The 24,522-nt window shown below is 69.3% G+C and carries 24 protein-coding genes and 1 tRNA gene; 19 read left to right on the forward strand and 6 right to left on the reverse strand.

Going from position 1 to position 24,522, the window contains the following annotated elements; all coding sequences use genetic code 11:
• The 4 genes from IPV10_RS00130 to IPV10_RS00145 are packed head-to-tail and all read left to right on the forward strand — an operon-like array spanning position 1 to position 4,396.
• Positions 1-1,926 (forward strand): biotin carboxylase N-terminal domain-containing protein, encoded by a 1,926-nt coding sequence (locus IPV10_RS00130; protein WP_207479084.1) that lies wholly within the window; start codon positions 1-3, stop codon positions 1,924-1,926.
• 2 nt (positions 1,927-1,928) lie between these two features.
• The gene (locus IPV10_RS00135) at positions 1,929-3,098 is read left to right on the forward strand and encodes an acyl-CoA dehydrogenase family protein (RefSeq protein ID WP_207479086.1); all 1,170 of its coding nucleotides are present in this window, start codon (positions 1,929-1,931) and stop codon (positions 3,096-3,098) included.
• A gap of 9 nt (positions 3,099-3,107) precedes the next feature.
• On the forward strand, positions 3,108-3,590 hold the full coding sequence (locus IPV10_RS00140) for a MaoC family dehydratase (RefSeq protein ID WP_207479089.1): 483 nt from the start codon (positions 3,108-3,110) through the stop codon (positions 3,588-3,590).
• Positions 3,587-4,396 carry a CoA ester lyase gene (locus tag IPV10_RS00145; RefSeq protein ID WP_207479091.1) on the forward strand — a complete coding sequence of 270 codons (810 nt, stop codon included), beginning with the start codon at positions 3,587-3,589 and terminating at the stop codon, positions 4,394-4,396. Before IPV10_RS00140 ends, IPV10_RS00145 begins: the two co-directional genes overlap by 4 nt.
• 14 nt (positions 4,397-4,410) lie before the next feature.
• Here IPV10_RS00145 and IPV10_RS00150 read toward each other — a convergent pair whose 3' ends face one another.
• Positions 4,411-4,998, reverse strand: a complete 588-nt coding sequence (locus IPV10_RS00150; RefSeq protein WP_207479093.1) for a histidine phosphatase family protein — start codon at positions 4,996-4,998, stop codon at positions 4,411-4,413.
• Positions 4,995-5,834 (reverse strand): Sir2 family NAD-dependent protein deacetylase, encoded by an 840-nt coding sequence (locus IPV10_RS00155; protein WP_207479095.1) that lies wholly within the window; start codon positions 5,832-5,834, stop codon positions 4,995-4,997. Before IPV10_RS00155 ends, IPV10_RS00150 begins: the two co-directional genes overlap by 4 nt.
• A 100-nt stretch (positions 5,835-5,934) precedes the next feature.
• Between IPV10_RS00155 and IPV10_RS00160 the strand changes: the two genes are divergently transcribed.
• Positions 5,935-6,735: an RNA methyltransferase gene (locus tag IPV10_RS00160; protein WP_207479097.1), complete on the forward strand. Its 801-nt coding sequence runs from the start codon at positions 5,935-5,937 to the stop codon at positions 6,733-6,735.
• 3 nt (positions 6,736-6,738) lie between these two features.
• Here IPV10_RS00160 and IPV10_RS00165 read toward each other — a convergent pair whose 3' ends face one another.
• The gene (locus IPV10_RS00165; protein WP_207479099.1) at positions 6,739-7,566 is read right to left on the reverse strand and encodes an SGNH/GDSL hydrolase family protein; all 828 of its coding nucleotides are present in this window, start codon (positions 7,564-7,566) and stop codon (positions 6,739-6,741) included.
• A gap of 126 nt (positions 7,567-7,692) precedes the next feature.
• On the opposite strand from IPV10_RS00165, the gene IPV10_RS00170 reads away from it, so the two are divergent.
• The 3 genes from IPV10_RS00170 to IPV10_RS00180 all read left to right on the forward strand — a co-directional run bounded on the left by IPV10_RS00170 (position 7,693) and on the right by IPV10_RS00180 (position 10,919).
• Entirely contained in the window at positions 7,693-9,435 is a 1,743-nt protein-coding gene (locus IPV10_RS00170; RefSeq protein WP_207479101.1) for a DEAD/DEAH box helicase, read from the forward strand.
• A 78-nt stretch (positions 9,436-9,513) separates the two neighbouring features.
• The gene (locus IPV10_RS00175) at positions 9,514-9,690 is read left to right on the forward strand and encodes a hypothetical protein (RefSeq protein WP_207479103.1); all 177 of its coding nucleotides are present in this window, start codon (positions 9,514-9,516) and stop codon (positions 9,688-9,690) included.
• A gap of 131 nt (positions 9,691-9,821) precedes the next feature.
• Positions 9,822-10,919, forward strand: coding sequence for a VIT1/CCC1 family protein (locus tag IPV10_RS00180; RefSeq protein ID WP_207479105.1), 1,098 nt, complete (start codon positions 9,822-9,824; stop codon positions 10,917-10,919).
• 80 nt (positions 10,920-10,999) lie between these two features.
• Here IPV10_RS00180 and IPV10_RS00185 read toward each other — a convergent pair.
• Positions 11,000-11,082, reverse strand: a tRNA-Leu gene (locus IPV10_RS00185).
• Positions 11,083-11,195: 113 nt separating this feature from the next.
• Between IPV10_RS00185 and IPV10_RS00190 the strand changes: the two genes are divergently transcribed.
• Together IPV10_RS00190 and IPV10_RS00195 are read left to right on the forward strand one after the other, a co-directional pair.
• On the forward strand, positions 11,196-12,491 hold the full coding sequence (locus tag IPV10_RS00190; protein WP_207479107.1) for a M20/M25/M40 family metallo-hydrolase: 1,296 nt from the start codon (positions 11,196-11,198) through the stop codon (positions 12,489-12,491).
• A 43-nt stretch (positions 12,492-12,534) separates the two neighbouring features.
• On the forward strand, positions 12,535-13,359 hold the full coding sequence (locus tag IPV10_RS00195) for an undecaprenyl-diphosphate phosphatase (RefSeq protein ID WP_207479108.1): 825 nt from the start codon (positions 12,535-12,537) through the stop codon (positions 13,357-13,359).
• Between the two features lie 3 nt (positions 13,360-13,362).
• On the opposite strand, the gene IPV10_RS00200 is transcribed toward IPV10_RS00195, so the two are convergent.
• Positions 13,363-14,214: a PAC2 family protein gene (locus tag IPV10_RS00200; protein ID WP_207479110.1), complete on the reverse strand. Its 852-nt coding sequence runs from the start codon at positions 14,212-14,214 to the stop codon at positions 13,363-13,365.
• Between the two features lie 89 nt (positions 14,215-14,303).
• Between IPV10_RS00200 and IPV10_RS00205 the strand changes: the two genes are divergently transcribed.
• The 9 genes from IPV10_RS00205 to lnt all read left to right on the forward strand — a co-directional run bounded on the left by IPV10_RS00205 (position 14,304) and on the right by lnt (position 24,088).
• On the forward strand, positions 14,304-14,987 hold the full coding sequence (locus IPV10_RS00205; protein ID WP_307861015.1) for an HAD family phosphatase: 684 nt from the start codon (positions 14,304-14,306) through the stop codon (positions 14,985-14,987).
• Positions 14,984-16,003 carry a tRNA (adenine-N1)-methyltransferase gene (locus tag IPV10_RS00210; RefSeq protein WP_207479112.1) on the forward strand — a complete coding sequence of 340 codons (1,020 nt, stop codon included), beginning with the start codon at positions 14,984-14,986 and terminating at the stop codon, positions 16,001-16,003. The genes IPV10_RS00205 and IPV10_RS00210 overlap by 4 nt, the downstream gene beginning before the upstream one ends.
• Before the next feature lie 10 nt (positions 16,004-16,013).
• Positions 16,014-16,928, forward strand: a complete 915-nt coding sequence (locus IPV10_RS00215) for a hypothetical protein (RefSeq protein WP_207479114.1) — start codon at positions 16,014-16,016, stop codon at positions 16,926-16,928.
• Complete coding sequence (locus IPV10_RS00220) at positions 16,928-17,920, forward strand: YafY family protein (RefSeq protein WP_207479116.1); 993 nt, start codon at positions 16,928-16,930, stop codon at positions 17,918-17,920. The genes IPV10_RS00215 and IPV10_RS00220 overlap by 1 nt, the downstream gene beginning before the upstream one ends.
• Positions 17,917-18,900, forward strand: coding sequence for a YafY family protein (locus IPV10_RS00225; RefSeq protein WP_207479118.1), 984 nt, complete (start codon positions 17,917-17,919; stop codon positions 18,898-18,900). Before IPV10_RS00220 ends, IPV10_RS00225 begins: the two co-directional genes overlap by 4 nt.
• A 43-nt stretch (positions 18,901-18,943) precedes the next feature.
• The gene (gene tatA, locus IPV10_RS00230; RefSeq protein WP_207479120.1) at positions 18,944-19,189 is read left to right on the forward strand and encodes a twin-arginine translocase TatA/TatE family subunit; all 246 of its coding nucleotides are present in this window, start codon (positions 18,944-18,946) and stop codon (positions 19,187-19,189) included.
• 63 nt (positions 19,190-19,252) lie between these two features.
• On the forward strand, positions 19,253-20,011 hold the full coding sequence (gene tatC, locus IPV10_RS00235; protein ID WP_207479613.1) for a twin-arginine translocase subunit TatC: 759 nt from the start codon (positions 19,253-19,255) through the stop codon (positions 20,009-20,011).
• A 13-nt stretch (positions 20,012-20,024) separates the two neighbouring features.
• Positions 20,025-22,499, forward strand: a complete 2,475-nt coding sequence (locus IPV10_RS00240; protein ID WP_207479122.1) for an RNA helicase — start codon at positions 20,025-20,027, stop codon at positions 22,497-22,499.
• Between the two features lie 11 nt (positions 22,500-22,510).
• Positions 22,511-24,088 carry an apolipoprotein N-acyltransferase gene (gene lnt / locus IPV10_RS00245; RefSeq protein ID WP_207479124.1) on the forward strand — a complete coding sequence of 526 codons (1,578 nt, stop codon included), beginning with the start codon at positions 22,511-22,513 and terminating at the stop codon, positions 24,086-24,088.
• Here lnt and IPV10_RS00250 read toward each other — a convergent pair.
• Entirely contained in the window at positions 24,028-24,411 is a 384-nt protein-coding gene (locus tag IPV10_RS00250) for an RNA polymerase-binding protein RbpA (protein ID WP_207479131.1), read from the reverse strand. The genes lnt and IPV10_RS00250 overlap by 61 nt on opposite strands.
• Between the last annotated feature and the right edge of the window lie 111 nt (positions 24,412-24,522).

The following is a 24,522-nucleotide window of genomic DNA, read 5'->3' on the forward strand; positions in this document are numbered from 1 at the left end:
ATGACCACCGCACTCTTCGACACCGTGCTCTTCGACACCGTGCTCGTCGCCAATCGCGGCGAGATCGCCCACCGCATCATCCGCACCCTGCGCAGGCTCGGCATCCGGAGCGTCGCGGTGTACAGCGATGCGGATGCCGGCGCCCCGCACGTGCGCGAAGCCGACGACGCCGTCCGGATCGGCCCAGCTCCCGCCGCGGAGTCGTACCTCGACATCGACGCGATCATCGCAGCCGCCCGTGCCGGCGGCGCGCAGGCGATCCATCCCGGGTACGGGTTCCTCTCGGAGAGCGTCGGCCTCGCCGAGGCCTGCGCCGAGAGCGGCATCACCTTCATCGGTCCGTCCGTCGAGTCTCTGCAGATCATGGGAGACAAGGCGAAGGCACGCGAGCACGTGATCCGCCACGGCGTCCCGGTCGTTCCCGGTTTCGACGCCAGGGGACTCTCCGACGTCGAGATCGCCGAAGAGGCCGTCGACGTCGGATTCCCGCTGCTGGTCAAGCCCAGCGCCGGCGGCGGAGGCAAGGGCATGGAGGTCGTGGCGGATGCCGAGGGCCTCAGCGCCGCACTGTCCTCGGCGCGGCGGATCGCCGCGGCCGCGTTCGGTGACGACTCGCTGATCCTGGAGCGCCTGATCCGAAGGCCCCGGCACATCGAGGTGCAGGTGTTCGGCGACAGCCACGGCACCGTGATCGCCCTCGGGGAGCGCGAGTGCACGCTGCAGCGCCGGCACCAGAAGGTGATGGAGGAGGCGCCGTCGGCCGGAATCCCCGACGTGACCAGGGACCGGCTGCTCTCCGCGGCCGTGCAGGCGGCGGAGAGCGTCTCCTACGTCGGCGCCGGCACCGTCGAGTTCCTGGTGGACGCCGACGAGCCGGACGAGGTGTTCTTCATCGAGATGAACACGCGGCTGCAGGTCGAGCATCCGGTCACGGAGCAGGTCACCGGTCTCGACCTGGTGGAGCTCCAGCTGCGCGTCGCGGCAGGACGCCCGCTCGAGCAGGCTCCCGCGGTGCACGGCCACGCCGTCGAGGCGCGGATCTACGCGGAGGCACCGGAGCGCGGATTCCTCCCGTCGACCGGACGGGTGCTCCTGTTCGAGGCGCCAGCCGGTGTGCGGGTGGACGCATCCATCGAGACCGGCAGCGAGGTGACCGGGTTCTACGACCCGATGATAGCCAAGGTCATCGCGACGGCGGACGACCGCGCCACAGCGCTGCGGCGGCTCGATGAGGCGCTCGCCCGCACCGTCGTGCTCGGTGTGGAGACGAACATCGCGTTCCTTCGCGCGCTCTGCCAGGACGAGCGGGTGCGCGCAGGAGACCTCGACACCGGTCTCATCGAGACACTGCTGCCTTACGCGGCGGAGGCTCCGACGGAGGCCATGCTCGCGGCCGCGAGGAGTCACACCCTGCACGAGACGCCGTGCGCGGAGGGGTCGCGTCTGCCCGACACTGTGGCCCGGCGCGCCGGCAGCACCTGGCAGGAGCTCTCCGACGCGGGGACGCGCGCACTCGTCTTCATGACGGACGACGGCGAGGTGCTGGATGCCGTGGAGGGCGGCCGATCCCGTGCGAGGGTCGCCACCGACGCTGACGGGGCGGTCTGGGTCAGCGCCGAGGGGCGCACCGTGCGCCTGCGGCCGCTCGACAGGCGAGGGCGGATGCTGCGGCGTCTCGCCGCCCGCGACAGGGCGATCACCGCGACCGAACCCGACGCCAGGGCGCCGATGCCCGGAGGCGTGGTCGCGGTGCACGTGACGGAGGGCGCGACGGTCGCCGCCGGCACGCCGCTCGTCTCGATCGAGGCGATGAAGATGGAGCATCCGGTGCTCGCGCCGCATGACGGCACGGTGCACCTCCTGGTCGCGGTGGGCGACCAGGTGCGGCGCGACCAGCCGGTCGCGCGCGTGATCGAGGAGGACTGAAGATGGAAGATCTGACCGAGGAGGAGCGCGAGCTCGCCGCGATGGTGCGAGAGTTCGCCGAGACCGTCGTCGCGCCGCAGTCCTACGAAGCCGACCGCACGCACACGCTGTCGATGGACGTCGTGGCGAAGATGGGGGAGCTCGGACTGTTCGGGCTGCCCTTCCCCGAGCAGTACGGCGGGCAGGGCGGCGACTACATGGCGCTCGGCATCGCGATCGAGGCGCTCGGCCGGGTCGACCAGTCGATCGCCATCACCCTGGAGGCGGGGGTCAGCCTGGGGGCGATGCCGGTCTACAGGTTCGGCACCGAGGAGCAGAAGCGCGAGCTGCTGCCCGACCTTCTCGCCGGGCGCGCCCTCGCCGGTTTCGGCCTCACCGAGCCGGAGGCGGGCAGCGACGCCGGTGCGACCAGGACCACCGCGCGCCTCGACGGCGACGAGTGGGTCATCGACGGGTCGAAGCAGTTCATCACGAATTCGGGCACGCCGATCACCCGGTTCGTCACCGTCACCGCGGTCACCGGTACCCTTCGACAGGCTCAGGGACCCAGTGGGGAGAGGAAGGAGATCTCCACGATCATCGTCCCGAACGGCACGCCCGGCTTCACCGTCGAGGCGCCGTACGACAAGGTCGGCTGGAACGCCTCCGACACGCATCCACTGACCTTCGACGGCGCTCGGGTGCCGGCATCCAATCTGCTCGGCGAGCGGGGGAGCGGCTTCCGCAGCTTCCTCAGCATCCTGGACGAGGGGCGCATCGCGATCGCCGCGCTGTCCACCGGCGCCGCGGAGGGATGCTTGGAGGCCGCCGTCGACTATGCGAAGAGCCGCACGATCTTCGGCAGTGCTCTCAGCACCCGCCAGAACGCCCAGTTCACCCTCGCCAGGATGCGCGCCCGCGTGCACACCGCGCGCCTCGCCTGGCATCATGCCGCGCGGCTGCGCGATGCCGGGAAGCCCTTCGCGGAGGAGGCGGCGATCGCCAAGCTCGTCTCGGGCGAGGCGGCGATGGACAACGCCCGTGATGCCACCCAGATCTTCGGCGGCAACGGGTTCATGAACGAGTTCCCCGTCGCCAGGCACTACCGCGACTCGAAGATCCTGGAGATCGGCGAGGGCACCACCGAGGTGCAGCTGCTCGTGATCGCGCGGGCGCTCGGCCTCGCCGGGTAGCGTGAAGCCATGAGCGCTCAGGACATCATCCAGCGGGGCCTCTACTACGAGGAGTTCGTGGTGGACGCCCGCTATCTGCACCGCCCCGGTCGCACCGCGACCGAGGCCGACAACGTGCTGTTCACGACGCTGACGATGAACACCCAGGCGCTGCACCTGGACGCCGCGTTCGCGGCGACGCAGGAGTTCGGCGCGCGCCTGATGAACTCGATGTGGACCCTCTCCACGATGGTCGGCGCCTCGGTCGCTCAGCTGACGCAGGGGACGCTCGTGGCACAGCTCGGGCTCGGGGACATCGCGTTCCCGCATCCGCTCTTCGCGGGTGACACGCTGTACACCGAGAGCGTGATCGTGTCGAAGCGGGAGTCGTCCTCGCGCCCAGGGCAGGGCGTGGTCTCGATCGCGCACACCGGCCGCAACCAGGACGGCACCGTCGTCGCCACGGCGACCAGAACCGTGCTCGTGCACCGTCTTCCGGAGGCCTCGGCATGAGTCCGTTCGATCTGGGCCCTGCGCTGCTGTTCTGCCCCGCGGATCGTCCGGAGCGGTTCCGCGGCGCTCTGGCGAAGGCGGATGCCGTCATCCTCGACCTCGAGGACGCGGTGCTGCCGGATTCGAAGGCGGCGGCGCGAGGCAACCTGATCGACGCGGACGTCGACCCGGATCGCGTGATCGTGCGGGTGAACGCGCCGGGGAGCGAGGCGTTCGCCTCGGACATCGCCACGCTTTCGCAGACCGACTTCCGCACGGTGATGGTGGCGAAGACGGAGAGCGCGAAGAGTCTCGACGTGTTCGACGGGCGCTTCTCGCTGATCGCGCTGTGCGAGACGGCACGCGGGATCCACGCGGCCGACCGCATCGCCGCGCATCCGCGGGTGGTCGCGATGATGTGGGGGGCGGAGGACCTGGTCGCGTCCCTCGGCGGCACGTCCAGCCGGCACTCCGACGGCTCGTATCGTGACATCGCCCGCTATTCCCGTTCCCGCGTCCTCCTCGAATCGGGAGCGCAGGGCAAGGCGGCGATCGACGCCGTGCACGTCGACCTCGACGATGTCGACGGGCTGGAGCGCGAGGCGGCGGATGCCGCGGCATCCGGCTTCCGGGCGACCGCCTGCATCCACCCTAATCAGGTCGCCGTGATCAGGGACGCCTACCGGCCGGATGAGGCGGCGATCGCGTGGGCCGGCGCCGTGCTGAAGGCCGCTGAGACCGAGCGCGGCGTGTTCCGCTTCGAGGGGCGGATGATCGACGAGCCGGTGCTCCGGCATGCGCGATCCGTGATGTCGCGCGTGCGCTGAGAGCGCCCTGGCGATCAGCGCAGGTCTGCCAGCTCCAGCAGGCGCAGCGAGTGCGGCGACGACTCGAAGCGGTGCACCGACCCGTTGCGCAGCGGCTCGCCCTCGCGGGGGAGCGTGCCGCTGGACACGCGGTCGATGAGTGACCGGATCACGCCGCCGTGCGTCACCACCACGATCGACTCGGCCAGCGGTGTCGAGCGACGGCGCGAGTGCCTCGCGATCCGGTCGAGGGCGACGAGGGCGCGATCGGCCACAGCCTCGAGCGTCTCGGCGCCGGGGACTGCGGCGAACCAGTCGCCGTACGCGGCGAGGTAGTCGGCGACCAGCAGGCCCTCACCGTCGCCGAACTCCCGTTCGCGCATGTCCGGTACGAGGTGAGGGTCGTTCAGGCCGAGCTCACCTGCGATGATCTCGGCGGTCTCCCTGGCACGGGCGAGAGGGCTGGCGTAGATGGCGTGATGCGTGCCGTCGGCGAGGAGTGCAGCTGCGGCGCGCGCATCCGCCCGCCCGGTGTCGTTGAGGGGGATGTCGGTGGTCCCCTGGATCCTCTTGGCGAGGTTCCAGTCGGTCTGGCCGTGGCGGACGAGCGTGAGCAGGGTCATGTCAGAATCTCCTTGAGCGCGGGGAGCACCTCGCTCGTGCCTGCCGCGAGCGTCATGTCCGCCCACGGGTCCGCACGCGTCGGCTCGCGATTGATGATGATCAGCGGGATGCCGCGCCGCCGGGCTCTCTCGACGAGCCGGACTCCGGAGTTCACGACGAGGGAGGAGCCTGCGACGACCAGTGCGGTGCTGGAGCGCAGCAGCGATTCGGCCGCGCGGAAGCGGTCCTGCGGCACGAACTCCCCGAAGAAGACGACGTCGGGCTTGAGCATCCCGCCGCAGACGGTGCACACGGGGACGACGAAGCCGTCGGTGGTCTCCGGCAGCACGTCGCCGTCCGGTGCCAGCGCGATGCTGTCCGGCACCGTGATCCAGGGGTTGCGCTCCTCGATCTGCACGGCGATGTCGCGGCGGTCGAAGACCTGCCCGCACTGTAGGCAGGTGACGCGGCGCATCGTGCCGTGCACCTCGATCACATGCGAGCTGCCGGCGCGCAGGTGCAGCCCGTCGACGTTCTGCGTGATGATGCCGGAGACCAGGCCCGCAGCCTCCATCTCCGCAAGCGCGAGATGTCCGGGGTTCGGCGCCGCGTCAGCGAATGCGCGCCAGCCGAGGTGACCGCCCACCCAGTACCGGCGTCGTGCCGCCTCGTCGGCGAGGTAGCGCTGGATCGTCATCGGGTCGGTGCGGTTGCGAGACCCCTCGCCTCGATAGGCCGGGATTCCCGAGTCTGTGGAGATGCCGGCTCCGGTGAGGAGCGCCACGCGCCTGCCACGGAGCAGTTCTGCGGCCTGTGCGATGGGGGCCGACAGCTCGGCAGCGCTCGACGTGCTCACATGACCTCCCCGAGCGAGTCTACGGTGTGCACCTGAGGTGGTCGCGCGCGTTCCCACCCGGTGTCAGCGGACCGGGCGTGCTGATGGCAGAGTGGGTGCCGTGCAACTGCTGCGTGTGACCGATGCCGACGATCGACGCCTGGACGACTACCGCGGTCTCACCGACGTGGCACTGCGGAACGTGCGCGATCCGTCCAGCGGACTCTACATCGCGGAGTCGACGAAGGTCATCGCCCGTGCTGTGGCTGCAGGCCATCGTCCCCGGTCCGTTCTGGTGCAGGAGCGGCGGGTGGAAGACATCAGGGAGATCGTCGGCGCGCTCGATGTGCCGGTGTACGTCGTTCCGGACGAGGTGGCCGAAGCAGTGACGGGCTTTGCCGTGCACCGGGGGACGATCGCCTCGATGCACCGTCCGCAGCTGCCGACCGTTCGTGAGGTCATCGACGGCGCCTCCGTCGTCCTGATTCTCGAGAACGTCGGCGATCACACCAACGTGGGCGCCGCGTTCCGTGCGGCGGCCGGGCTCGGCGCGGACGCTGTGCTGGTGTCGCCGCGCGGTGCGGACCCGCTCTATCGGCGCAGCGTGCGCGTGAGCATGGGGACGGTGTTCCAGGTGCCATGGACCCGCATCATGGACTGGGACGCCGCGATCGCAGATCTGCACCTCGCGGGCTTCGATATCGCGGCACTCGCACTGAGCGACGATGCGGTGACACTCGACGCTTACGCTGCCGACCGTCCTGAGCGTGTCGCGCTCGTGATGGGCTCAGAGGGCGACGGTCTCTCCCGGACGGCGATCGACAGCGCGGACACTGTCGTCACGATCCCCATGTTCGGCGGAGTCGACTCGCTCAACGTGGCCTCAGCGGCCGCGGTGGCGCTCTGGGCGCTCAAGGCCTGACGCTCAGTCGGTCTGGGGTCGCACGACCGGCGACGGGTCAGGGCGCTTCGCCACGATGTTGTCGCCGGACGACTGGTGTCGCAGACGCCTGAGCACCCAGGGCACGAGGTGCTCGCGAGCCCACCCGAGATCTTCGCTGCGCGCCTCGCGCCAGGTACGGAAGGGGATGGGCTCCGGCTGCATGGCCTCGAGGTCGTTGGGCACGTTGAGGGCGCGCAGCACCATCCGCGCGATCTCGTGGTGACCGAGTGAGTTGTAGTGCAGGCGGTCGTCGTCGAAGAAGCGCATGTCCTGCACGGCTTTGAGAGCCCACTGGTCGGCGACGATGCAGTCGTGTCGATCCGCGATCGCGCGGACGTTCTCGTTGTAGATGGCGACCTTCCCGCGGAAGGCGCGGAACACCGGCGTGAACCCGGTGTCGATGCCGGTGAAGAGCACGATGGCCGCGCCGGTCGAGGCGAGACGCGTGACGGCATCCTCGAGCTGTGCGGCGATGGCGTCGGGGTCGGTGCCGGGGCGGATGACATCGTTGCCGCCGGCGCAGAGGGACACGAGATCGGGGTGCAGCGCGACCGCCGGCTCGATCTGATCGGCGACGATCTGCGCGATCAGCTTGCCGCGGACGGCGAGGTTGGCGTAGGCGAAGCCGTCGACCTGCTGAGAGAGCACGGCGGCGACGCGGTCGGCCCAGCCGCGGTGACCGCCGGGGTTCGACGGGTCAGGGTCGCCGATCCCCTCCGTGAACGAGTCGCCGATGGCGACGAAGCGCCGCCACGGGTGCAGCGTCTCGTTGGCCACGTACGGGGTCCGAGTCGAATCCTGGTCGGTCATCCAGCTCTCCTTCGCGAACGAGCGCCGTCCATGGTTCGCGGCGGCGCAGAGACCGAGCCTACCCGGCGTCGCAGGCTGTGTCCGCTGCGGCGGCGAGTGTCGGCGGGAGCGATTATCGTTGAGTCGATGCTCTCTCCGTCCTTCCCTCAGCGCGCCCCCTGGGGTACCGCGAGCAAGCTGCGAGCATGGCAGCAGGAAGCACTGGAGCAGTACTTCCAGGCCGACCAGCGCGACTTCCTCGTCGCCGCGACGCCGGGTGCAGGCAAGACGACGTTCGCGCTCACCCTGGCCGTGGAGCTGCTCCGCATCGGCGAGGTCAACCGCATCATCGTGGTCGCTCCGACCGAGCATCTGAAGACCCAGTGGGCGGATGCCGCCGCGCGCGTGCACATCCGCCTCGATCCGCGCTTCCGGAACAGCCACTGGGCGCCGGCCCGGCAGTATCACGGCGTCGTCGTCACCTATGCGCAGGTGGCTGCGAAGTCGTCGGTGCATCGTCACCTGACCGAGGATGCGAAGACTCTCGTGATCCTCGACGAGGTGCATCACGGCGGCGACGCGCTGAGCTGGGGCGATGCGATCCGCGACGCCTACGGTCCGGCGAAGCGCCGGCTGCTGCTCTCCGGCACCCCGTTCCGCAGCGATACTGCGCCCATCCCGTTCGTGGACTATCTGCCGGACGAATCCGGCGCCCGCATCTCGACCACGGACTACGCCTACGGCTACGGCCGCGCCCTGGCGGATGGCGTCGTCCGTCCCGTGCTCTTCCACATGTACGCCGGCAAGATGCGCTGGCGCACCAGCGCGGGCGATGAGCTCGAGGCGCATCTCGGCCAGGACAACACCAAGGACGTCAACTCCCAGGCCTGGCGCACCGCCCTCGATCCGGAGGGCTCGTGGATGCCGGCGGTGCTCTCGGCCGCGGATCGCCGCCTGACCGAGGTGCGCCACCATGTCCCGGATGCCGGGGGGCTCGTTCTCGCGACGGATCAGACCGTCGCACGGGCGTACGCGAAGATCCTGCACAGCATCACCCGCGAGCAGCCGACGATCGTGCTCTCCGACGATGCGTCCGCCTCCGAGCGCATCGAGAAGTTCAGCGGGAACACGAGCCGGTGGATGGTGGCGGTGCGCATGGTGTCGGAGGGCGTCGACGTGCCGCGACTCGCCGTCGGCGTGTACGCGACGTCGTCGTCGACTCCACTGTTCTTCGCGCAGGCCATCGGACGCTTCGTCCGCGCGCGTCGCCGCGGCGAGGCGGCGAGCGTGTTCCTGCCGAACGTCCCGGTGCTGATGGGGCTCGCGAACGAGATGGAGAAGCAGCGCGATCACGCGCTGGATCGCCAGTCGAAGGACGAGGACGGGCTCGACGACTCGCTGCTGGAGAGCGCGAACCGCGAGGACGATGCTTCTGACGCGCTGACCCAGGAGTTCAGCTACCAGGCGATCTCCTCCGTCGCGCACTTCGACCGGATCGTGTTCGAGGGTCAGGAGTTCGGGCAGCTCGCGGAGCCCGGCACGCCCGAGGAGGAGGAGTTCATCGGGTTCCCGGGTCTCCTGGAACCCGAGCACGTCCATGAGCTGCTGATGCAGCGTCAGGCGCGGCAGTCGCGTCTGCGGGAGGTGCGTGAGGCTACGGCCGACCCGGTCGAGACGACGACGCTTCCAGCTCCGCTGCACCGGACCCTCCGCGAGCAGCGGCAGCTGCTGAACAGCCTCGTCGGGCTGTACGCGCGTCAGGCGGGGGAGCCGCACGGTGCGGTCCATGCCGAGCTGCGCCGCATCTGCGGAGGACCGGCCGTCGCGCAGGCCACGGTCGCGCAGCTGCAGTCGCGCATCGAGGTGCTCCGCAAGCGCGTCCGCTCCTGAGAGCACGGAACCGAAACCGCGTCCCGTCTCACTCGCTTCGCTCCCTCATTCAACGACCGAGGAAGGAACTGGTCGTTGATGCATAGGAGCATCCACCACAGCCTGGACCATTCCGAGTGGGAGATCCGCATGGCAGGCGGCATCCCGCAGATCCGGGGCCCGGCCTGGTGGGACCCCGACCGGAAATGGCGCACCCCGAAACCCACGCTCGACGCGCTCCGCGCCCTCGCCACCACCGGCCCACCCGGCCGATGAGGTACGCGGACAGCAGCGCCCTTCGGAGCCCCGAAATGCTGGCAATCGTCGTCTGAGTTGGAGCTCGACCGACCCCCGCGGCTAGCGTTGAACGGTTGCCCTCAACGGGTTCCCGCCGATCTGGAGGACGAATGACAGCCCCCGCTGCCGCCGACCCGACCCCCGCCGACCGCCGCCGATGGGCGCGCTATCTCGTCGAGGAGCGCGCCGAGGGATTCGTGTATCAGAAGCTCGCCGCTCGACGGACGGGGGAGGAGCGCGAGATCCTGCTCAGCCTCGCCGACGCCGAGCGGCGGCACGAGCAGCATTGGCTCGGTCTCCTGGGCGGTGAGCCTGCTCGCCTGCCGCGCGCCGGCATCCGCTCCCGGCTTCTCGGCTGGATGGCCGGCCGCTTCGGATCGATCTTCGTGCTCGCGCTGGCGCAGAGCGCGGAGGCGCGTTCGCCGTACGACACGGAGCATTATGCGACGCCCGCGATGCGCGCCGACGAGAAGGTCCACTACGAGGTCGTCCGCGGCCTCGCTGCGCGCGGTCGCCGGCGGCTGTCCGGGTCCTTCCGCGCGGCGGTGTTCGGCGCGAACGACGGCCTGGTCAGCAACCTCGCCCTCGTCCTGGGCATCGGTGCGACCGGCGTGAGCTCCGCGTTCGTGCTGTTCAGCGGCATCGCGGGCCTGCTCGCCGGCGCCCTCTCCATGGGAGCGGGGGAGTTCGTCTCGGTGCGTTCGCAGCGCGAGCTCCTGGCTGCCACCGAGGCGAACGAGAATGCCGCAGCATCTGCCGGCGATCTCGACATCGACGAGAACGAACTGGCGCTCGTCTACCGCGCCCGCGGGATGGACCAGACCGAGGCGCTGGCTCGCGCCCACCGCATCGTCGCCGCCGCCAGGGCGGGGGCGCAGCGCGCCTCGACCGGCCCCGTCCGGCTCCACGGCGGCGATGACCACGACGTCGTCGGCAGCGACTGGACCGCCGCCGTCTCGAGCTTCCTGCTGTTCGCCTCCGGAGCCATCGTGCCCGTGCTGCCGTGGATCTTCGGCCTCGAGGGCACGACAGCGATCATCGTCGCTCTCGTGCTGGTCGGCGTCGCGCTGCTCTCGACAGGCGCGATGGTCGGCATCCTCTCCGGCGGACCGCCGCTGCGCCGTGCCCTGCGCCAGCTGGCGATCGGAGTCGGCGCGGCCGCGATCACGTACCTGCTCGGGCTGCTCTTCGGGGTGGGCGCAGTCTAGGCGGCGCCTGAGTCATGCACGCTGACTGAGACGACGAAAGAGAGCCCCGGCCAGCTGGCCGGGGCTCTCGATTCTCTCTGTGCGCGGAGGGGGACTTGAACCCCCACGCCCTTACGGGCACTACGACCTCAACGTAGCGCGTCTACCATTCCGCCACCCGCGCAGGTGTTGGATGCTCGTTGCCGAACGAAGATTTACATTAGCACGAGCGCGGCGGCTCCCAGAAACCGAGCGCTCCGCCCGGGCGCGCCCTGCGGCTTCGATAGCCTTGACCTCATGACTGATCCGACGCTTGCCGAGGTCGTCCGCATCGCGAGCGAGCTGATCCGCATCGACACCTCGAACTTCGGCGGCGGAAACGCCAAGGGCGAGAAGGAGGCCGCCGAGTATGTGGGCGCCTACCTGGAGGAGCTCGGCCTCGATGTCGAGTACTACGAGCCGATCCCGCGCCGCACGAACGTGATGGCACGCGTGCCCGGCCGGGACCGCAGCAAGCCGGCGCTGGTCGTGCACGGACATCTCGACGTCGTGCCCGCCATGGCCGAGGACTGGAGCGTCGACCCCTTCGGCGGCATCGTGAAGGACGGGATGCTGTGGGGCCGCGGCGCCGTCGACATGAAGAACATGAACGCGATGATCCTCACGGCGGTCGCCGACATCGTTCGTGCGGGGGAGCAGCCCGAGCGCGATCTCATCCTCGCGTTCTTCGCCGACGAGGAGAACGGCGGGGTCGAGGGCTCCGCACTGGTCGTGCAGAACCGCCGGCATTGGTTCGACGGCGCGACAGAGGCGATCAGCGAGGTCGGCGGCTATTCGATCACCGTGGACGATCGCCGCGCCTACCTGCTGCAGGTGGGGGAGAAGGCGCTGATCTGGATCCGCCTCGTCGCGAAGGGCCGCGCCGGACACGGCAGCCGCCTTCATGAGGACAACGCGGTCACCAAGCTCGCGGAGGCGGTGGCCGCGATCGGGCGCACGCGCTGGCCGATCCGCCTCACCCCGACCACAGAGGCGCTCCTCGAAGGACTCAGCGCGCTCACCGGTCGTCCGGTCGACGACCCCGACGCGCTGGCGGCCGCCGCCGGGCCGGCCGAGGCGTTCCTGCGCTCCACGTTCCGCACCACGACCAACCCGACGGCACTCACGGCGGGTTACAAGCACAACGTGATCCCCGAGCGCGCCGAGGCGCTCATCGACGTCCGCGTCATCCCCGGCACCGAAGATGCCGTGCTCGCCGAACTCCAGGGCATCGTCGGAGACGAGGTCGCCATTGAGATCGTGGTGCAGGACATCGGCATGGAGACCCCGTTCTCAGGGGATCTCGTCGACGCCATGGTCGCGAGCCTCGGCCGCCATGACCCCGGAGTGCCGGTGATCCCGTACCTGCTCGGCGCCGGCACCGACAACAAGGCGCTGGCCTATCTCGGCATCACCGGATACGGATTCGCGCCGCTGAAACTCCCGGCTGACCTGGACTTCACAGGGATGTTCCACGGAGTCGACGAGCGCGTCCCCGTAGAATCGCTTGTCTTCGGCCAGCAGGTGCTGGCCGATCTGCTGCGCACGTACTGAGCGATCGCTCCCCGCATCTGCGTTCACGACCAGAAAGACCCCCATGCACCTGCTCGAAGCGCTCATCCTCGGCATCGTGCAGGGACTCACCGAGTTCCTGCCGATCTCCTCCAGCGCGCACCTGCGCATCCTCGGAACCTTCCTGCCCTCCGGCGAAGACCCCGGCGCGGCGTTCACCGCGATCACGCAGATCGGCACCGAGGCGGCGGTCGTGGTGTTCTTCTGGCGCGACATCGTCCGGATAATCTCGCAATGGTTCCGGTCGCTGATCGGCCGGGCGCCTCGCACAGACCCGGATGCGCGGATGGGATGGATGATCATCATCGGCAGCATCCCCATCGTGCTGCTGGGCCTGCTCTTCCAGGATCAGATCGAGACCGTCCTCCGGTCGCTGTGGATCGTGGCGATCATGCTCATCGTGTTCGGCATCCTGCTGGGTATCGCCGACCATGTCGGCGCCAAGCGCCGGGGGCTCGACCAGCTGACCTACCCGCACGGCATCGCCTACGGGTTCGCACAGGCGCTCGCCCTGATCCCCGGCGTCTCCCGCTCCGGCGGGACGATCACGATGGGTCTGTTCCTCGGCTACGAGCGCGCCGCCGCCGCACGCTACGCGTTCCTGCTCGCGATCCCCGCCGTGTTCGGCAGCGGCTTCTTCCAGGTGTTCAAGAGCTGGGACGAGCCGTCGTTCTTCTCGTTCGGCGACACGCTCGCAGCGACCGGCATCGCGTTCGTCGTGGCGCTCGGAGTCATCGCGTTCTTCATGAACTACATCTCGAAGCGCAGCTTCCTGCCGTTCGTGATCTACCGCATCCTGCTGGGCACGACGCTGCTGGTGCTGCTCGGCACGGGAGTGATCCCGGCCTGAGTCTCAGCGCTTGAAGTCGCCGGGGCCGCCCTCGCCGCGACGGCGCAGGTAGCGCTCGAACGCCTGGGCGATCGCATCGCCCGATGCCTCCGGCGAGTCCCAGGTGTCGCGCGTGCGCTCCAGCTGATGGATGTATTCGGTCATGTCCTCGTCCTCCGCCGCGGCGGCGTCGATCGACGCCTCCCACGCGGCGGCGTCCGTGCGCAGCTGGTCGCGCGGCACGTCGACGCCGGTGAGCTCCTCGAGCCGGTCGAGGAGCGCGAGCGTCACCTTGGGGGAGGGCGTCGCGGTGGCCACGTAATGCGGCACGCTGGCCCACAGGCTGGCGGTGGGGATGCCGGCGCTCTCGGCGAAATGCTCGAAGACGCTGAGGATGCCGACGGGCCCCTCGTAGAGCGATCGCTCGAGTCCGTGCACCTCGCGGACCTGCTCGTTCTGACTGGAGGCGAAGATCGAGATCGGCCGGGTGTGCGGCACGTCGGAGAGCATCGCGCCGAGGGTCACGAGACCCGTGATGTCGTCCCGGAGGGCCACATCCATGAACTCGGCCGCGAACGCCTGCCAGGTCCGCGCGGGCTCCACACCCGTCAGCAGCCAGAACTCGGGGCCTTCGCCCGGGTCGCGCGGACGCCACAGGCCCGCCTCCGGCCAGGTCAGCTGGCGGCGTCCCTCGGCGTCCATCTTCGTGGCGGGCCGGGTGTACTGGTAGTCGAAGTACAGCTCCGGATCGATCGAGTGCACGAGGTCGTAGTCCGTCATCTCGCGAAGAGCCGCGATGGCGCCGCTGGCCGCCTCACCCGCGTCGTTCCAGCCGTCGAAGGCGGCGATGATGATGCGCGAACCGAGAACATCCATCGTGTGCTCCCTTCGGTATGCCGGATCGGTATCCCTCCAGGCTAGTCCGCGCGGACGGGCCGGGGTGGCGCCACGGCTAACATGGTTCAGTGAGCAGACAGCCCGGCGCGGTCCTTTGGGACATGGATGGAACCCTGGTCGACACCGAGCCTTATTGGATGGCGGCGGAGACGACTCTGGTCGAGTCCTTCGGGGGCACCTGGAGCCACGAGGACGCGCTGCAGCTCGTCGGCAACGGCCTGATCGACAGCGCGATCATCCTGCAGGACGCCGGTGTGGACATGGCGCCCGAGGCGATCATCTCCCACCTCACCGACGCCGTGCAGGCCTCTCTGCGCACGCACGGCGTCCCGTTCCGGCCGGGCGCGAGGGAGCTGCTGCGCGAACTGAAGACGGTCGGCATCCGCACCGGCCTCGTGACGATGTCGCTGCGGCGGATGGCGCTCGGCGTCGTCGATCTCATCGACTTCGAGGCGTTCGACGTGATCGTCGCAGGAGACGACGTCGAGAACCCGAAGCCGCACCCCGAGCCGTATCTGCAGGCGGCGACCCTGCTCGGCATCGACATCGCGGATGCCGTCGTGATCGAGGATTCCCCGACCGGCCTGCGGGCGGGCATCGCATCGGGCGCCGTCGCCCTCGGCATCCCGCACATCGTTTCGCTCGACGAGGTCGGGGCGCATGAGCTCTGGCCCAGTCTTGCCGACAAGGGCGCCGCCGACGTCGTCGACCTCTTCACCCGCATCACGTCCATGTCAGGAGCATCTCGATGACCCACGCACGCGCGCACCGGCCCAGCGGCCCGTTCCGAGAGGGCGATCGGGTGCAGCTGACGGGACCGAAGGGGCGCCTGCACACGGTCACGCTGAGTGAGACCGGTGAGCTGCACACCCACCAGGGAGTGCTGCGGCACCGCGACCTCATCGGGCTTCCCGACGGCTCCGTCGTCGCGAACAGCTCCGGTCACGACTACCTCGCGCTGCGCCCGCTGCTGCGCGATTTCGCGATGTCGATGCCTCGCGGAGCCGCGATCGTGTACCCCAAGGATGCCGCGCAGATCGTGATGCTGGCCGATGTCTTCCCCGGTGCGGTCGTCGTGGAGGCGGGCGTCGGCTCAGGGGCGCTCTCGCTCTCGCTGCTGCGCGCCATCGGACCGGACGGCCGGCTGGCCTCGTTCGAGCGTCGTGACGATTTCGCCGAGGTCGCCCGCGGCAACGTCGAGACGTTCTTCGGAACGACGCCGGACACCTGGGACGTCGTGGTCGGCGACCTGGCCGAGCAGCTTCCCGACGAGTTCGCGCCCGGCACCGTCGACCGGGTAGTCCTCGACATGCTCGCACCCTGGGAGTGCATGGACGTCGTCGCCGACGCGCTGACTCCCGGCGGCGTCGTGCTCTGCTACGTCGCCACCGCCACGCAGCTCTCGCGCGTCGCCGAGTACATCCGCAGCACCGGCCTCTTCACGGATCCCGACGCCTCCGAGACCATGGTCCGAGGCTGGCACGTCGAGGGCCTGGCCGTGCGTCCTGACCACCGCATGGTCGCGCACACCGGGTTCCTGCTCACCGCACGCCGGCTCGCGCCCGGCGCGATCGCGCCCTCCGTCAAGCGACGGGCGTCCAAGAGCAGCTACGGCGACGAAGACGTCGAGGTGTGGACCCCCGGCGCGGTCGGCGACCGCGAGATCAACGACAAGAACCTGCGCAAGCGCGCGCGAGAGGCCGCGAAGGCCGCCGACGGGGCGCGCCTGGCCGCCTCTTCGCGCGAAACGGACGCGGCGACGGAATAGACTGGAGCGCGTGCGTAAAACGTCCGCCGTTCTGGCCACACTCAGCCTCGCCGTCCTCGCCCTGACCGGGTGCACGTCGGCTCCGACCTACGACGGCGCCGCGTGCGATCGCACGTCGGATGCGAACGGCATCGAGGACGCGGTCACCGTCGAGGGCGAGCTCGGAGAGAGCCCCGACGCCACGGTGTACGCACCGGTGAAGGTGAAGAAGACCTCCTTCGCGGACATCACTGTCGGCGAAGGGGAGGCGCTCACCTCCTTCACGCAGCCGATGGTGCTCGACATCGCGTTCTTCGGCGGCGACAGCGGCGAGAAGGTCTACGAATCCGAGTTCGACGGCGATCTGAGCCGCGTCCACAACATCGACTACTGGACGCAGCGGTCGCCCGGCCTCGAGAAGGTCCTCGAGTGCGCCACCGCCGGCACCCGCATCGTGGCCGCGCTCACGCCGGAGGACTTCGGCGCGGCCAACGTCGAGGGCTTCGGCCTGGATGCGGACGAGAACGTCGTGGCCGTCATCGACATCCTCGAGGTGCACCTCGCCCACGCGGAGGGCGCCTCTCAGTTCAACGACGCCCGCGGTCTGCCGACGGTCGTCCGGGCGCCGGACGGCACGCCGGGCGTCATCATCCCCGACAGCGCCGCGCCTGCCGAGCCGGTCACGCAGACCCTGATCAAGGGCGACGGGGCCGTCGTGGAGGAGGGCTCCACGGTGATCAGCAACGTCATGGCGGTCGGCTGGGACGACAAGAAGGTCGCCTCCAGCACATGGGGCACCGATCCCAACATCGGCCCTGCCGCCCAGGAGCTTGTCGGTGCGACCGTCGGCTCTCAGCTGCTCGTCGTGGTCCCTGGCGCCGAAGGCGGGGCGGCGACCGCGATCGTCGTCGACATCCTCGGAATCTCTCCCGCACCGGCACAGTGATGGCAGCCCGGATTCCCGCGGAGGAGCGCCTGACGAATCTCGTCGTGGCGCTGATGGCCACGGAGATCGGGCTCACCAAGCAGCAGATCCTGGACAACGTCTCGGGGTACCGGCAGCGTGCCGACGCCGGCGCACGCTCGGATGCGCTCGAGAAGATGTTCGAGCGTGACAAGGATGAGCTGCGTACGCTCGGCATCCCCGTCGAGACGATCGGCGACGCGGCAGACCCGAACGACCTCCGCGAGGCCCGCTACCGTATTCCGCAGGCGGAATACGACCTTCCCGCCGACATCGAGTTCACCCCGGCGGAGCTGGCGGTGCTGCGCCTCGCCGGCAGCGTGTGGAGCGCCGAGTCCGTCTCCGGCGATGCTCAGGCCGGTGTGCGCAAGATCCGGGCGCTCGGCATCGACGGCGACGAGCCGATCATCGGATTCGCCCCGCGGATCACCGCGAGGGATGCGGCCTTCGGCCCCCTGCAGGAGGCCATCGAGAAGAGCCGTGTCGTCGTCTTCGACTATCTCAAGCCGGGGGAGGACGCCCCGCGCCAGCGGACGATCCAGCCCCTCGCGCTCGTCGACTACGAGGCGCGCTGGCATGTGTTCGGCATCGACGTCGACGCGGATGCCGACCGGATGTTCCTGCTGGGGCGGATCGTCGGCGACGTGCGGATCACGACGAGGACGTTCGACCCGGAGCTCCGCGAAGGGGCGGGGGAGCGTGCTCTTGCCGGCCTCGAACGCGTCGCGACGGAGAACTCGGCCCTTCTCGAGGTCACGCCCGGCACCGAGGCGGCGCTGCGATTGGGGCGCCGTGCGACGCCGGCCACACAGGGAATCCGCCTGCCGTTCGTCGACATGCACATCCTCGCCGACGAGCTCGCCTCCTACGGCCCTGAAGTGCGGGTCGTCGAGCCGGATTCGCTGCGCGATGCGGTGATCTCCCGGCTGCGCGCCGTGGTGGCCGCCAACGCCGAGCGGGAGGAGACGCGATGAGCGCCCAGCCGAAACCGCTGCTCGCCGCCGAGCGGGTGCGCCTCTATCTCACCCTCGTGCCCTACCTCCTCGAGCACGGTCAGGTCTCCCTGGACGAGGCTGCCGAGGAGTTCGGCGTCACGCGCGACGAGATGCGCGCGATGGTCGAGAAGCTGACGGTGATCGGGCTGCCAGGCGACTCGGGCTACTGGCAGCAGCCCCAGGAGATGTTCGACATCAACTGGGACCTCCTCGACGAGGAGGACGTCATCGAGATCACGAACGACGTCGCACTCCGCCGGGTGCCGCGGTTCACCGCCCGCGAGGCCGCAGCTCTCCTCGCCGGTCTCCAGATGGTCGCTGCGGTGCCGGCGGTATCGGATTCGGGACTCGTCGCCGGTCTGATCTCGAAGCTGTCGCGCGGGGCCGCCGACGCGCCCGCCGATGTCGTCGTCGCCCCGAGCGCAGTCGACGAGGTGCGCGAGGTCGTGGCCAGGGGAGTGCAGCAGGGCGTCGCGGTGTCCTTCACCTACCAGGCTCCTGACGCAGAGCCGACGACTCGCACGGTCGACCCGGTCCAGATCCTGATCACGAACGCGCAGTGGTATCTGCAGGGATGGTGCCATCTCCGCCAGGCGATGAGGACGTTCCACCTCGATCGGGTGAGCGCCCCGCAGTTGACCGAGATCCCGATCACGCACGCGGGCGATCACGTCCCTGAGGCCTTCTCCGCGATCCAGGAGGACCGGGAGGTGAGCGTCCGGCTGCCCGCGCGTCTCGCCCCGCTGCTCGGAGCCTTCCTGTCCGCCGACAACGTCGAGACGGTCGATGACGTCGTCACCGCGCGCCTGCATCTCGCGGATCCGCGCAGCATCAAGCGGATCGCGGCCCGCTTCGGGGGTGCGCTCGAGGTCATCGACCCGGCGGTGGCCCGCTCGGCGACACGCGAATGGGCCGGTGCCGGACTTGCGCTCTACCAGAGCCCCGGCTCCGCCGGTTGAGCTGTAGACTGCTGACACCACCCAACGAAGACGGGAAATTGAGATGTTTGCTGGAATGCAAGGCTGGCACCTGCTGATCGTCCTCGCGGTGATCCTTCTCCTGTTCGGTGCAGCGAAGCTGCCTGCTCTCGCCAAGAGCGTCGGCCAGTCCGCCCGTGTGTTCAAGGGCGAGATGAAGGCGATGAAGGAAGAGGATGCCCCGGGAACCGCGGCCTCTCCGTCTGTCGCCGCTGAGCCCACCTCGGTGAAGGACTCGGGCACCGACCCTGAGACTCCGCCGCGCGCCTGACAGTCCGTGGAAGTCTCAGAATCCGCCGCGGACGAGGGTAAGGCACGGCAGCGCGACCGGAGGATGTCGCTCGGTGCGCACCTGGTGGAGTTGCGCAAGCGACTGATGATCGCGGCGCTCGCGCTGCTGATCGGCATGGTCGTGGCATTCATGGTCACCGACCCGATCCTGCATTTCATCACGGAGCCGATCCGTGTCATCGCAGACAAGCGCGGCGACGAGTTCGCAGCGCTCAACTACACCACGGTCACCGGACCGTTCGATATGCGCATGCGGATCGCGTTCTCGATCGGCCTGTTCATCTCCGCCCCGGTCTGGTTGTGGCAGGTGTGGGCGTTCATCATGCCTGGGCTGACCCGCAAGGAGATCCAGTACTCCGTCGGCTTCATCGCCGCCGCGATTCCGCTGTTCTTCGCCGGATGCTACGTGGGCGTGCTGATCCAGCCGCACGTCATCGAGCTGATGGCGGCGTTCACCCCCGAGGGTGCGAAGAACCTCTACCAAGCGCAGGAGTATTACGACTTCATCTTCAAGCTGATGATCGTGATCGGCATCTCGTTCGTGCTTCCGGTGTTCCTCGTCGCCTTGAACTTCGCGGGGATCATGTCCGGCAAGGCCATCCTCAAGGGATGGCGCATCGCGATCGTCGTGGCGACGGTGTTCGCTGCACTTGCGACTCCGGCCGCCGACGTGATCAGCATGCTGATGCTCGCCGGAATCCTCGTCGTGCTGTACTTCGCCGCGGCGGGACTCTCTCTCCTGTTCGACCGGCGCAAGCGCAAGCGCAACCTGGCGGCAGGGCTCCTGCCTGGCGCCGCGTGAGTCCGGGCCCGGCATGACCTCTCCTTCGGATCGATATGCCGCGGCGCGAGAAGCCGCCGAGCATCCCGAGACGGGCGCGTTCGCCGCAAAGCAGAAGTTCGAGCTCGACCCGTTCCAGGTCGCCGGCTGCCACGCGCTGGAGCGCGGCCACAGCGTGCTCGTCGCAGCGCCGACCGGGGCGGGCAAGACGATCGTCGGCGAGTTCGCGATCCACCTGGCGATGCAGACCCCGAGCGACAAGGCGTTCTACACGACGCCCATGAAGGCGCTCTCCAATCAGAAGTTCCGTGAGCTGGTGGACGTCTACGGGGCCGAGCACGTCGGCCTCCTCACCGGCGACACGAACATCAACGGCAACGCGCGCATCGTCGTGATGACGACCGAGGTGCTCCGGAACATGATCTACGCGGACTCCGCCGCGCTGCGGGATCTGCGGTACGTCATCATGGACGAGGTGCATTATCTCGCGGATCGCTTCCGCGGAGCCGTCTGGGAAGAGGTGATCATCCACCTCCCGCAGCACGTCAGGCTCGTCTCCCTGAGTGCGACGGTGTCGAACGCCGAGGAGTTCGGCGACTGGCTCGACACGGTGCGCGGCGACACAGAGGTGATCGTCTCCGAGATCCGTCCCGTTCCGCTTGAGCAGCATGTGCTCGTCCGTGACGATCTTCTCCCGCTGTTCGACGATCGTGCCGGCATCGCCACCGCGCAGGTGAATCAGGAGCTCATGCGCATCCGGTCGTTCACCGGGTCGCGCTACGAGAGCAACAGGCAGGCGCAGTCGTACAGCAGCGGGCGCCATGCCGGCCGTCAGGCGCAGCGTCCGCCCAGGGGCGGGCGACGGCCGGTGCGCTCCGCGAACGTCGGGCGCATCGAGCGGATGGACCGTCCCGACGTCGTGAAGCTGCTGGAGCGATCCAATCTGCTGCCGGCCATCTTCTTCATCTTCAGTCGCGTCGGCTGCGACGCGGCGGTGCAGCAGGTGCGCCGCTCCGGCATCCGGCTCACGGATGCCGAGGAGCGGGCGGAGATCCGCGCGATCGTCGAGGAACGGACGCGCAGCCTGCAGGACGAGGATCTCGCGGTGCTCGGCTACTGGGAGTGGCTGGACAACCTCGAGCGCGGCGTGGCGGCCCACCATGCAGGCCTGCTGCCCGCGTTCAAGGAGGTCGTCGAGGAGCTGTTCCAGCGCAAACTCGTCAAGGCGGTCTTCGCGACCGAGACGCTCGCGCTCGGCATCAACATGCCGGCGCGCACGGTCGTCCTCGAGAAGATGGAGAAGTTCAACGGCGAGGCGCGGGTCGCCATCACCTCGGGGGAGTACACGCAGATCACCGGACGCGCCGGCCGTCGAGGCATCGACGTCGAGGGGCACGCCGTCGTGCAGTGGACGGAGGGGATGGACCCGCAGGCGGTCGCGGCGCTCGCATCGCGCCGAACCTACCCGCTGAACTCCAGCTTCCGGCCGACGTACAACATGGCCGTGAACCTGATCGATCTGTTCGGGAAGGCTCGCGCCAGGCAGATCCTGGAGTCCTCCTTCGCCCAGTTCCAGGCCGACCGCTCGGTCGTGGGGCTGGCGAGACAGGTCCGCGAGGCCGAGGAGTCCCTCGAGGGCTATGTCACAGCGATGGCCTGCGAGCACGGCGACTTCGCCGACTACGCGGCCATCCGCCGCGAGCTCAGCGACCTGGAGAAGAAGAACCGGCAGGACTCGCAGGCTCCGCGAGCGTCGCGTGAGAAGCGGATGAAGCGGATCCAGTCGCTGCGCAACCGGATGCAGCGCCACGGGTGCCATCGCTGCCCCGATCGCGAGTCGCACGCCCGCTGGGCGGAGCGCTACTGGAAGCTGAAGCGCCAGACCGACCGCATCCGCCGTCAGATCGAGACCCGCACCGGCACGGTCGCCCGCGTCTTCGACCGCGTGGTCGAGGTGCTGGAGACGCTCGACTACCTCACGGACGATGCGGGCGAGACGAAGCTGACGGATGCCGGCCGCACGATGCGGCGCATCTACGGGGAGCGCGACCTCCTGGTCGCCGAGTCCCTCCGCCAGGGGCTCTGGAAGAACCTCGACGCGCCTTCGCTGGCTGCCATGGCATGCTGCCTGGTATACGAACCGCGCCGTGACGAGGCGAATTCGGGGGAGCGGGGTCTGCCCCGCGGGCCGTTCCGCGCGGCGCACGAGAAGACGACCACGCTGTGGTCGGAACTCGACGACCTCGAGAAGGATCACCACCTGCCCGGCAGCGAGCCGCTCGCGGCCGGTCTCGCCGGAGCGATGCACTCGTGGGCCCGCGGCGGGATGCTCGATCGAGTGCTGGTCGACGCCGACATGGCGGCCGGCGATTTCGTCCGCTGGGCGAAGCAGACCATCGACCTGCTCGACCAGCTGTCGATCGTCGCGGAGGACGCGGCGATCGCTCGAACCGCGCGGACCGCCCTCGACGGCGTGCGACGTGGCATCGTCGCCTACTCGTCGATGTGAGAATTGACGGGATGCCTGATTCCCGTGCGCGCGAACGCCCGCTCCTCCCGCTCTGGGCCGCCGTGCTCGCGTCGGCCGCCGCCGCGCTCCTCATGGACGCCGCGTACCCCGAGGCGGCGGTGTGGGTTCTGGCCTTCCCCGCCACGGCGCTGCTGCTGCTCGCGCTGGTCGGACGCCGCGCCGGGGGAGCGCTGCTGGTCGGCGCGGTCTTCGGCGTGCTCTTCTTCGCCCTCCTCGTGTCCTGGACCTCCCGCTACCTCGGCCCGATCCCGTGGGCGGCGCTCAGCGTCGTCGAGGGCGGTCTCACCGCCATCGCGCTGATCCCCACGGCACTCGCGTATCGCTGGATGCCCCGGGTGTTCTCAGGGCTCGCAGGGCGCCTGCTCGGCCTTCCCGCCGTGGTCGCCGCGGTGTGGGTCGGTCGCGAGGTCTTCGTCGGGTCCTGGCCGTACGGCGGCTTCCCCTGGGCGAGGCTCGGGATGAGCCAGGCAGAGAGCCCGCTGGCTCCCGTCTCCTCGTGGGTCGGCGTCAGCGGCCTGAGCTTCCTGATGGTGTTCTTCGTCGCGATGCTGATCGAGATCGTCCGCCTGCGTCTCTGGCGCCGGCCGCTCGCCCTGCTGGTGCCGGCTGCGACAGCCCTCGTCCTGCTCTTCACGCCGCTGTTCCCGACTGCCCACGCGGGGTCGATGCGCATCGCCGCGGTCCAGGGGAACGGGCCGACCGGCTACTTCGACGAGCGTGAGGCGTTCTCCGTCATCCAGGCCCAGACCGATGCGACCGAGCCCCTATACGGAGAGGACGTCGATCTTCTCGTGTGGCCGGAGGGCTCGCTCGACGGGAGCCCGTTCGAGTACGACACGATCGCGAGGCGCATGACCCTCGTGTCGACGCGGATCGCCGCCCCGCTGCTCGCGAACGCGGCGACGGAGCGCGACGGCCTCTTCTACAACACCTCGATGGTGTGGGAGGACGGCGCGGGCGAGCAGTTCCACGACAAGCGGCATCCGGTGCCGTTCGGCGAGTACGTGCCGGACCGCCCCTTCTACAACGCCCTCGTGCCGGACCTCATCGGTCTGCTACAGCGCGAATACGCCCCGGGGGAGAACCCGCCGGTCGTGGACGTCGACGGCGTGTCCGTCGGCCTGGCCGTCTGCTTCGACGTCATCTACGACGACGTGATCCACGCGGGCCTCGCCTCCGGTGCGCAGGTCCTGGTTCTCCAGACGAACAATGCCGACTTCCGGGGAACGGACGAGAACCTCCAGCAGCTCGCCTTCGCCCGCATGCGTGCGATCGAGTCGGGCCGCAGTGTCGTGAACATCTCCACCGTCGGGGCCAGTCAGGTGATCCGGCCGGACGGCTCGACCGTCGCAGCCCTGGACGCAGATGAGGCCGGAGCGCTGCTCGAGGATGTCGAGCTGCGATCCGGCCTCACGGCTGGTGTCGTGGTCGGCCCCTGGCTTCAGCTTCTGATGCTGTGGGGCGGACTGGGCGCGCTGGTCTTCGGGTGGTGGCGCTCCCGGTGGCGTCAGGCGCCGATCTTCTCCCGAGTCGGGTCCTCACCCGCACCGCGGCGACCGCGGATGTAGGTGAGGCGCTCCTCCAGGAGCTCCTCCAGCTCGGCGCGCGTGCGGCGCTCCAGGAGCATGTCCCAGTGGGTTCGGGCGGCCTTGACGTCTGCGGTCTCGAGCGTGACGGCGTGGCCGTCGACGTTCAGGCGCGCGTCGGCGCCGCAGGAACGGCACTCCCAGGTCTGAGGCGGTTCGGCGTCCGCCGCGAACATCAGGTTCGTGACGTGTCCGCATTCGTCACAGGTGTAAATGGTCTCGCGGCGCTCCATGAACACGACGCCCTCTTCGCTCTGTAGGCTCTGGGCGCCGAGTCGGATGCCGCGCAGGCTGCGATCTGCCATTTTGTGGTCCTCTCGTCGCTGTCAGGTATAACGCTCGAGCCTGTGCGCTTCATCCGAGCAAGCGGATTCTCGGCAGGATTCACAGCGTAATCTCAGCGCCGGAGACGAAAG

It is taken from the genome of Microbacterium sp. SD291 (genome assembly GCF_017355365.1).
GTDB lineage: Bacteria > Actinomycetota > Actinomycetes > Actinomycetales > Microbacteriaceae > Microbacterium.

Bases quoted from the DNA above. Each gene is read 5' to 3' on its own strand.
- IPV10_RS00130 (WP_207479084.1), top strand. From the start codon at position 1: ATGACCACCGCACTCTTCGACACCGTGCTCTTCGACACCGTGCTCGTC.
- IPV10_RS00135 (WP_207479086.1), top strand. From the start codon at position 1,929: ATGGAAGATCTGACCGAGGAGGAGCGCGAGCTCGCCGCGATGGTGCGA.
- IPV10_RS00140 (WP_207479089.1), top strand. From the start codon at position 3,108: ATGAGCGCTCAGGACATCATCCAGCGGGGCCTCTACTACGAGGAGTTC.
- IPV10_RS00145 (WP_207479091.1), top strand. From the start codon at position 3,587: ATGAGTCCGTTCGATCTGGGCCCTGCGCTGCTGTTCTGCCCCGCGGAT.
- IPV10_RS00150 (WP_207479093.1), bottom strand. From the start codon at position 4,998: ATGACCCTGCTCACGCTCGTCCGCCACGGCCAGACCGACTGGAACCTC.
- IPV10_RS00165 (WP_207479099.1), bottom strand. From the start codon at position 7,566: ATGACCGACCAGGATTCGACTCGGACCCCGTACGTGGCCAACGAGACG.
- IPV10_RS00170 (WP_207479101.1), top strand. From the start codon at position 7,693: ATGCTCTCTCCGTCCTTCCCTCAGCGCGCCCCCTGGGGTACCGCGAGC.
- IPV10_RS00175 (WP_207479103.1), top strand. From the start codon at position 9,514: ATGCATAGGAGCATCCACCACAGCCTGGACCATTCCGAGTGGGAGATC.
- IPV10_RS00180 (WP_207479105.1), top strand. From the start codon at position 9,822: ATGACAGCCCCCGCTGCCGCCGACCCGACCCCCGCCGACCGCCGCCGA.
- IPV10_RS00190 (WP_207479107.1), top strand. From the start codon at position 11,196: ATGACTGATCCGACGCTTGCCGAGGTCGTCCGCATCGCGAGCGAGCTG.
- IPV10_RS00195 (WP_207479108.1), top strand. From the start codon at position 12,535: ATGCACCTGCTCGAAGCGCTCATCCTCGGCATCGTGCAGGGACTCACC.
- IPV10_RS00200 (WP_207479110.1), bottom strand. From the start codon at position 14,214: ATGGATGTTCTCGGTTCGCGCATCATCATCGCCGCCTTCGACGGCTGG.
- IPV10_RS00210 (WP_207479112.1), top strand. From the start codon at position 14,984: ATGACCCACGCACGCGCGCACCGGCCCAGCGGCCCGTTCCGAGAGGGC.
- IPV10_RS00220 (WP_207479116.1), top strand. From the start codon at position 16,928: ATGGCAGCCCGGATTCCCGCGGAGGAGCGCCTGACGAATCTCGTCGTG.
- IPV10_RS00225 (WP_207479118.1), top strand. From the start codon at position 17,917: ATGAGCGCCCAGCCGAAACCGCTGCTCGCCGCCGAGCGGGTGCGCCTC.
- tatA (WP_207479120.1), top strand. From the start codon at position 18,944: ATGTTTGCTGGAATGCAAGGCTGGCACCTGCTGATCGTCCTCGCGGTG.
- tatC (WP_207479613.1), top strand. From the start codon at position 19,253: ATGTCGCTCGGTGCGCACCTGGTGGAGTTGCGCAAGCGACTGATGATC.
- IPV10_RS00240 (WP_207479122.1), top strand. From the start codon at position 20,025: ATGACCTCTCCTTCGGATCGATATGCCGCGGCGCGAGAAGCCGCCGAG.
- lnt (WP_207479124.1), top strand. From the start codon at position 22,511: ATGCCTGATTCCCGTGCGCGCGAACGCCCGCTCCTCCCGCTCTGGGCC.
- IPV10_RS00250 (WP_207479131.1), bottom strand. From the start codon at position 24,411: ATGGCAGATCGCAGCCTGCGCGGCATCCGACTCGGCGCCCAGAGCCTA.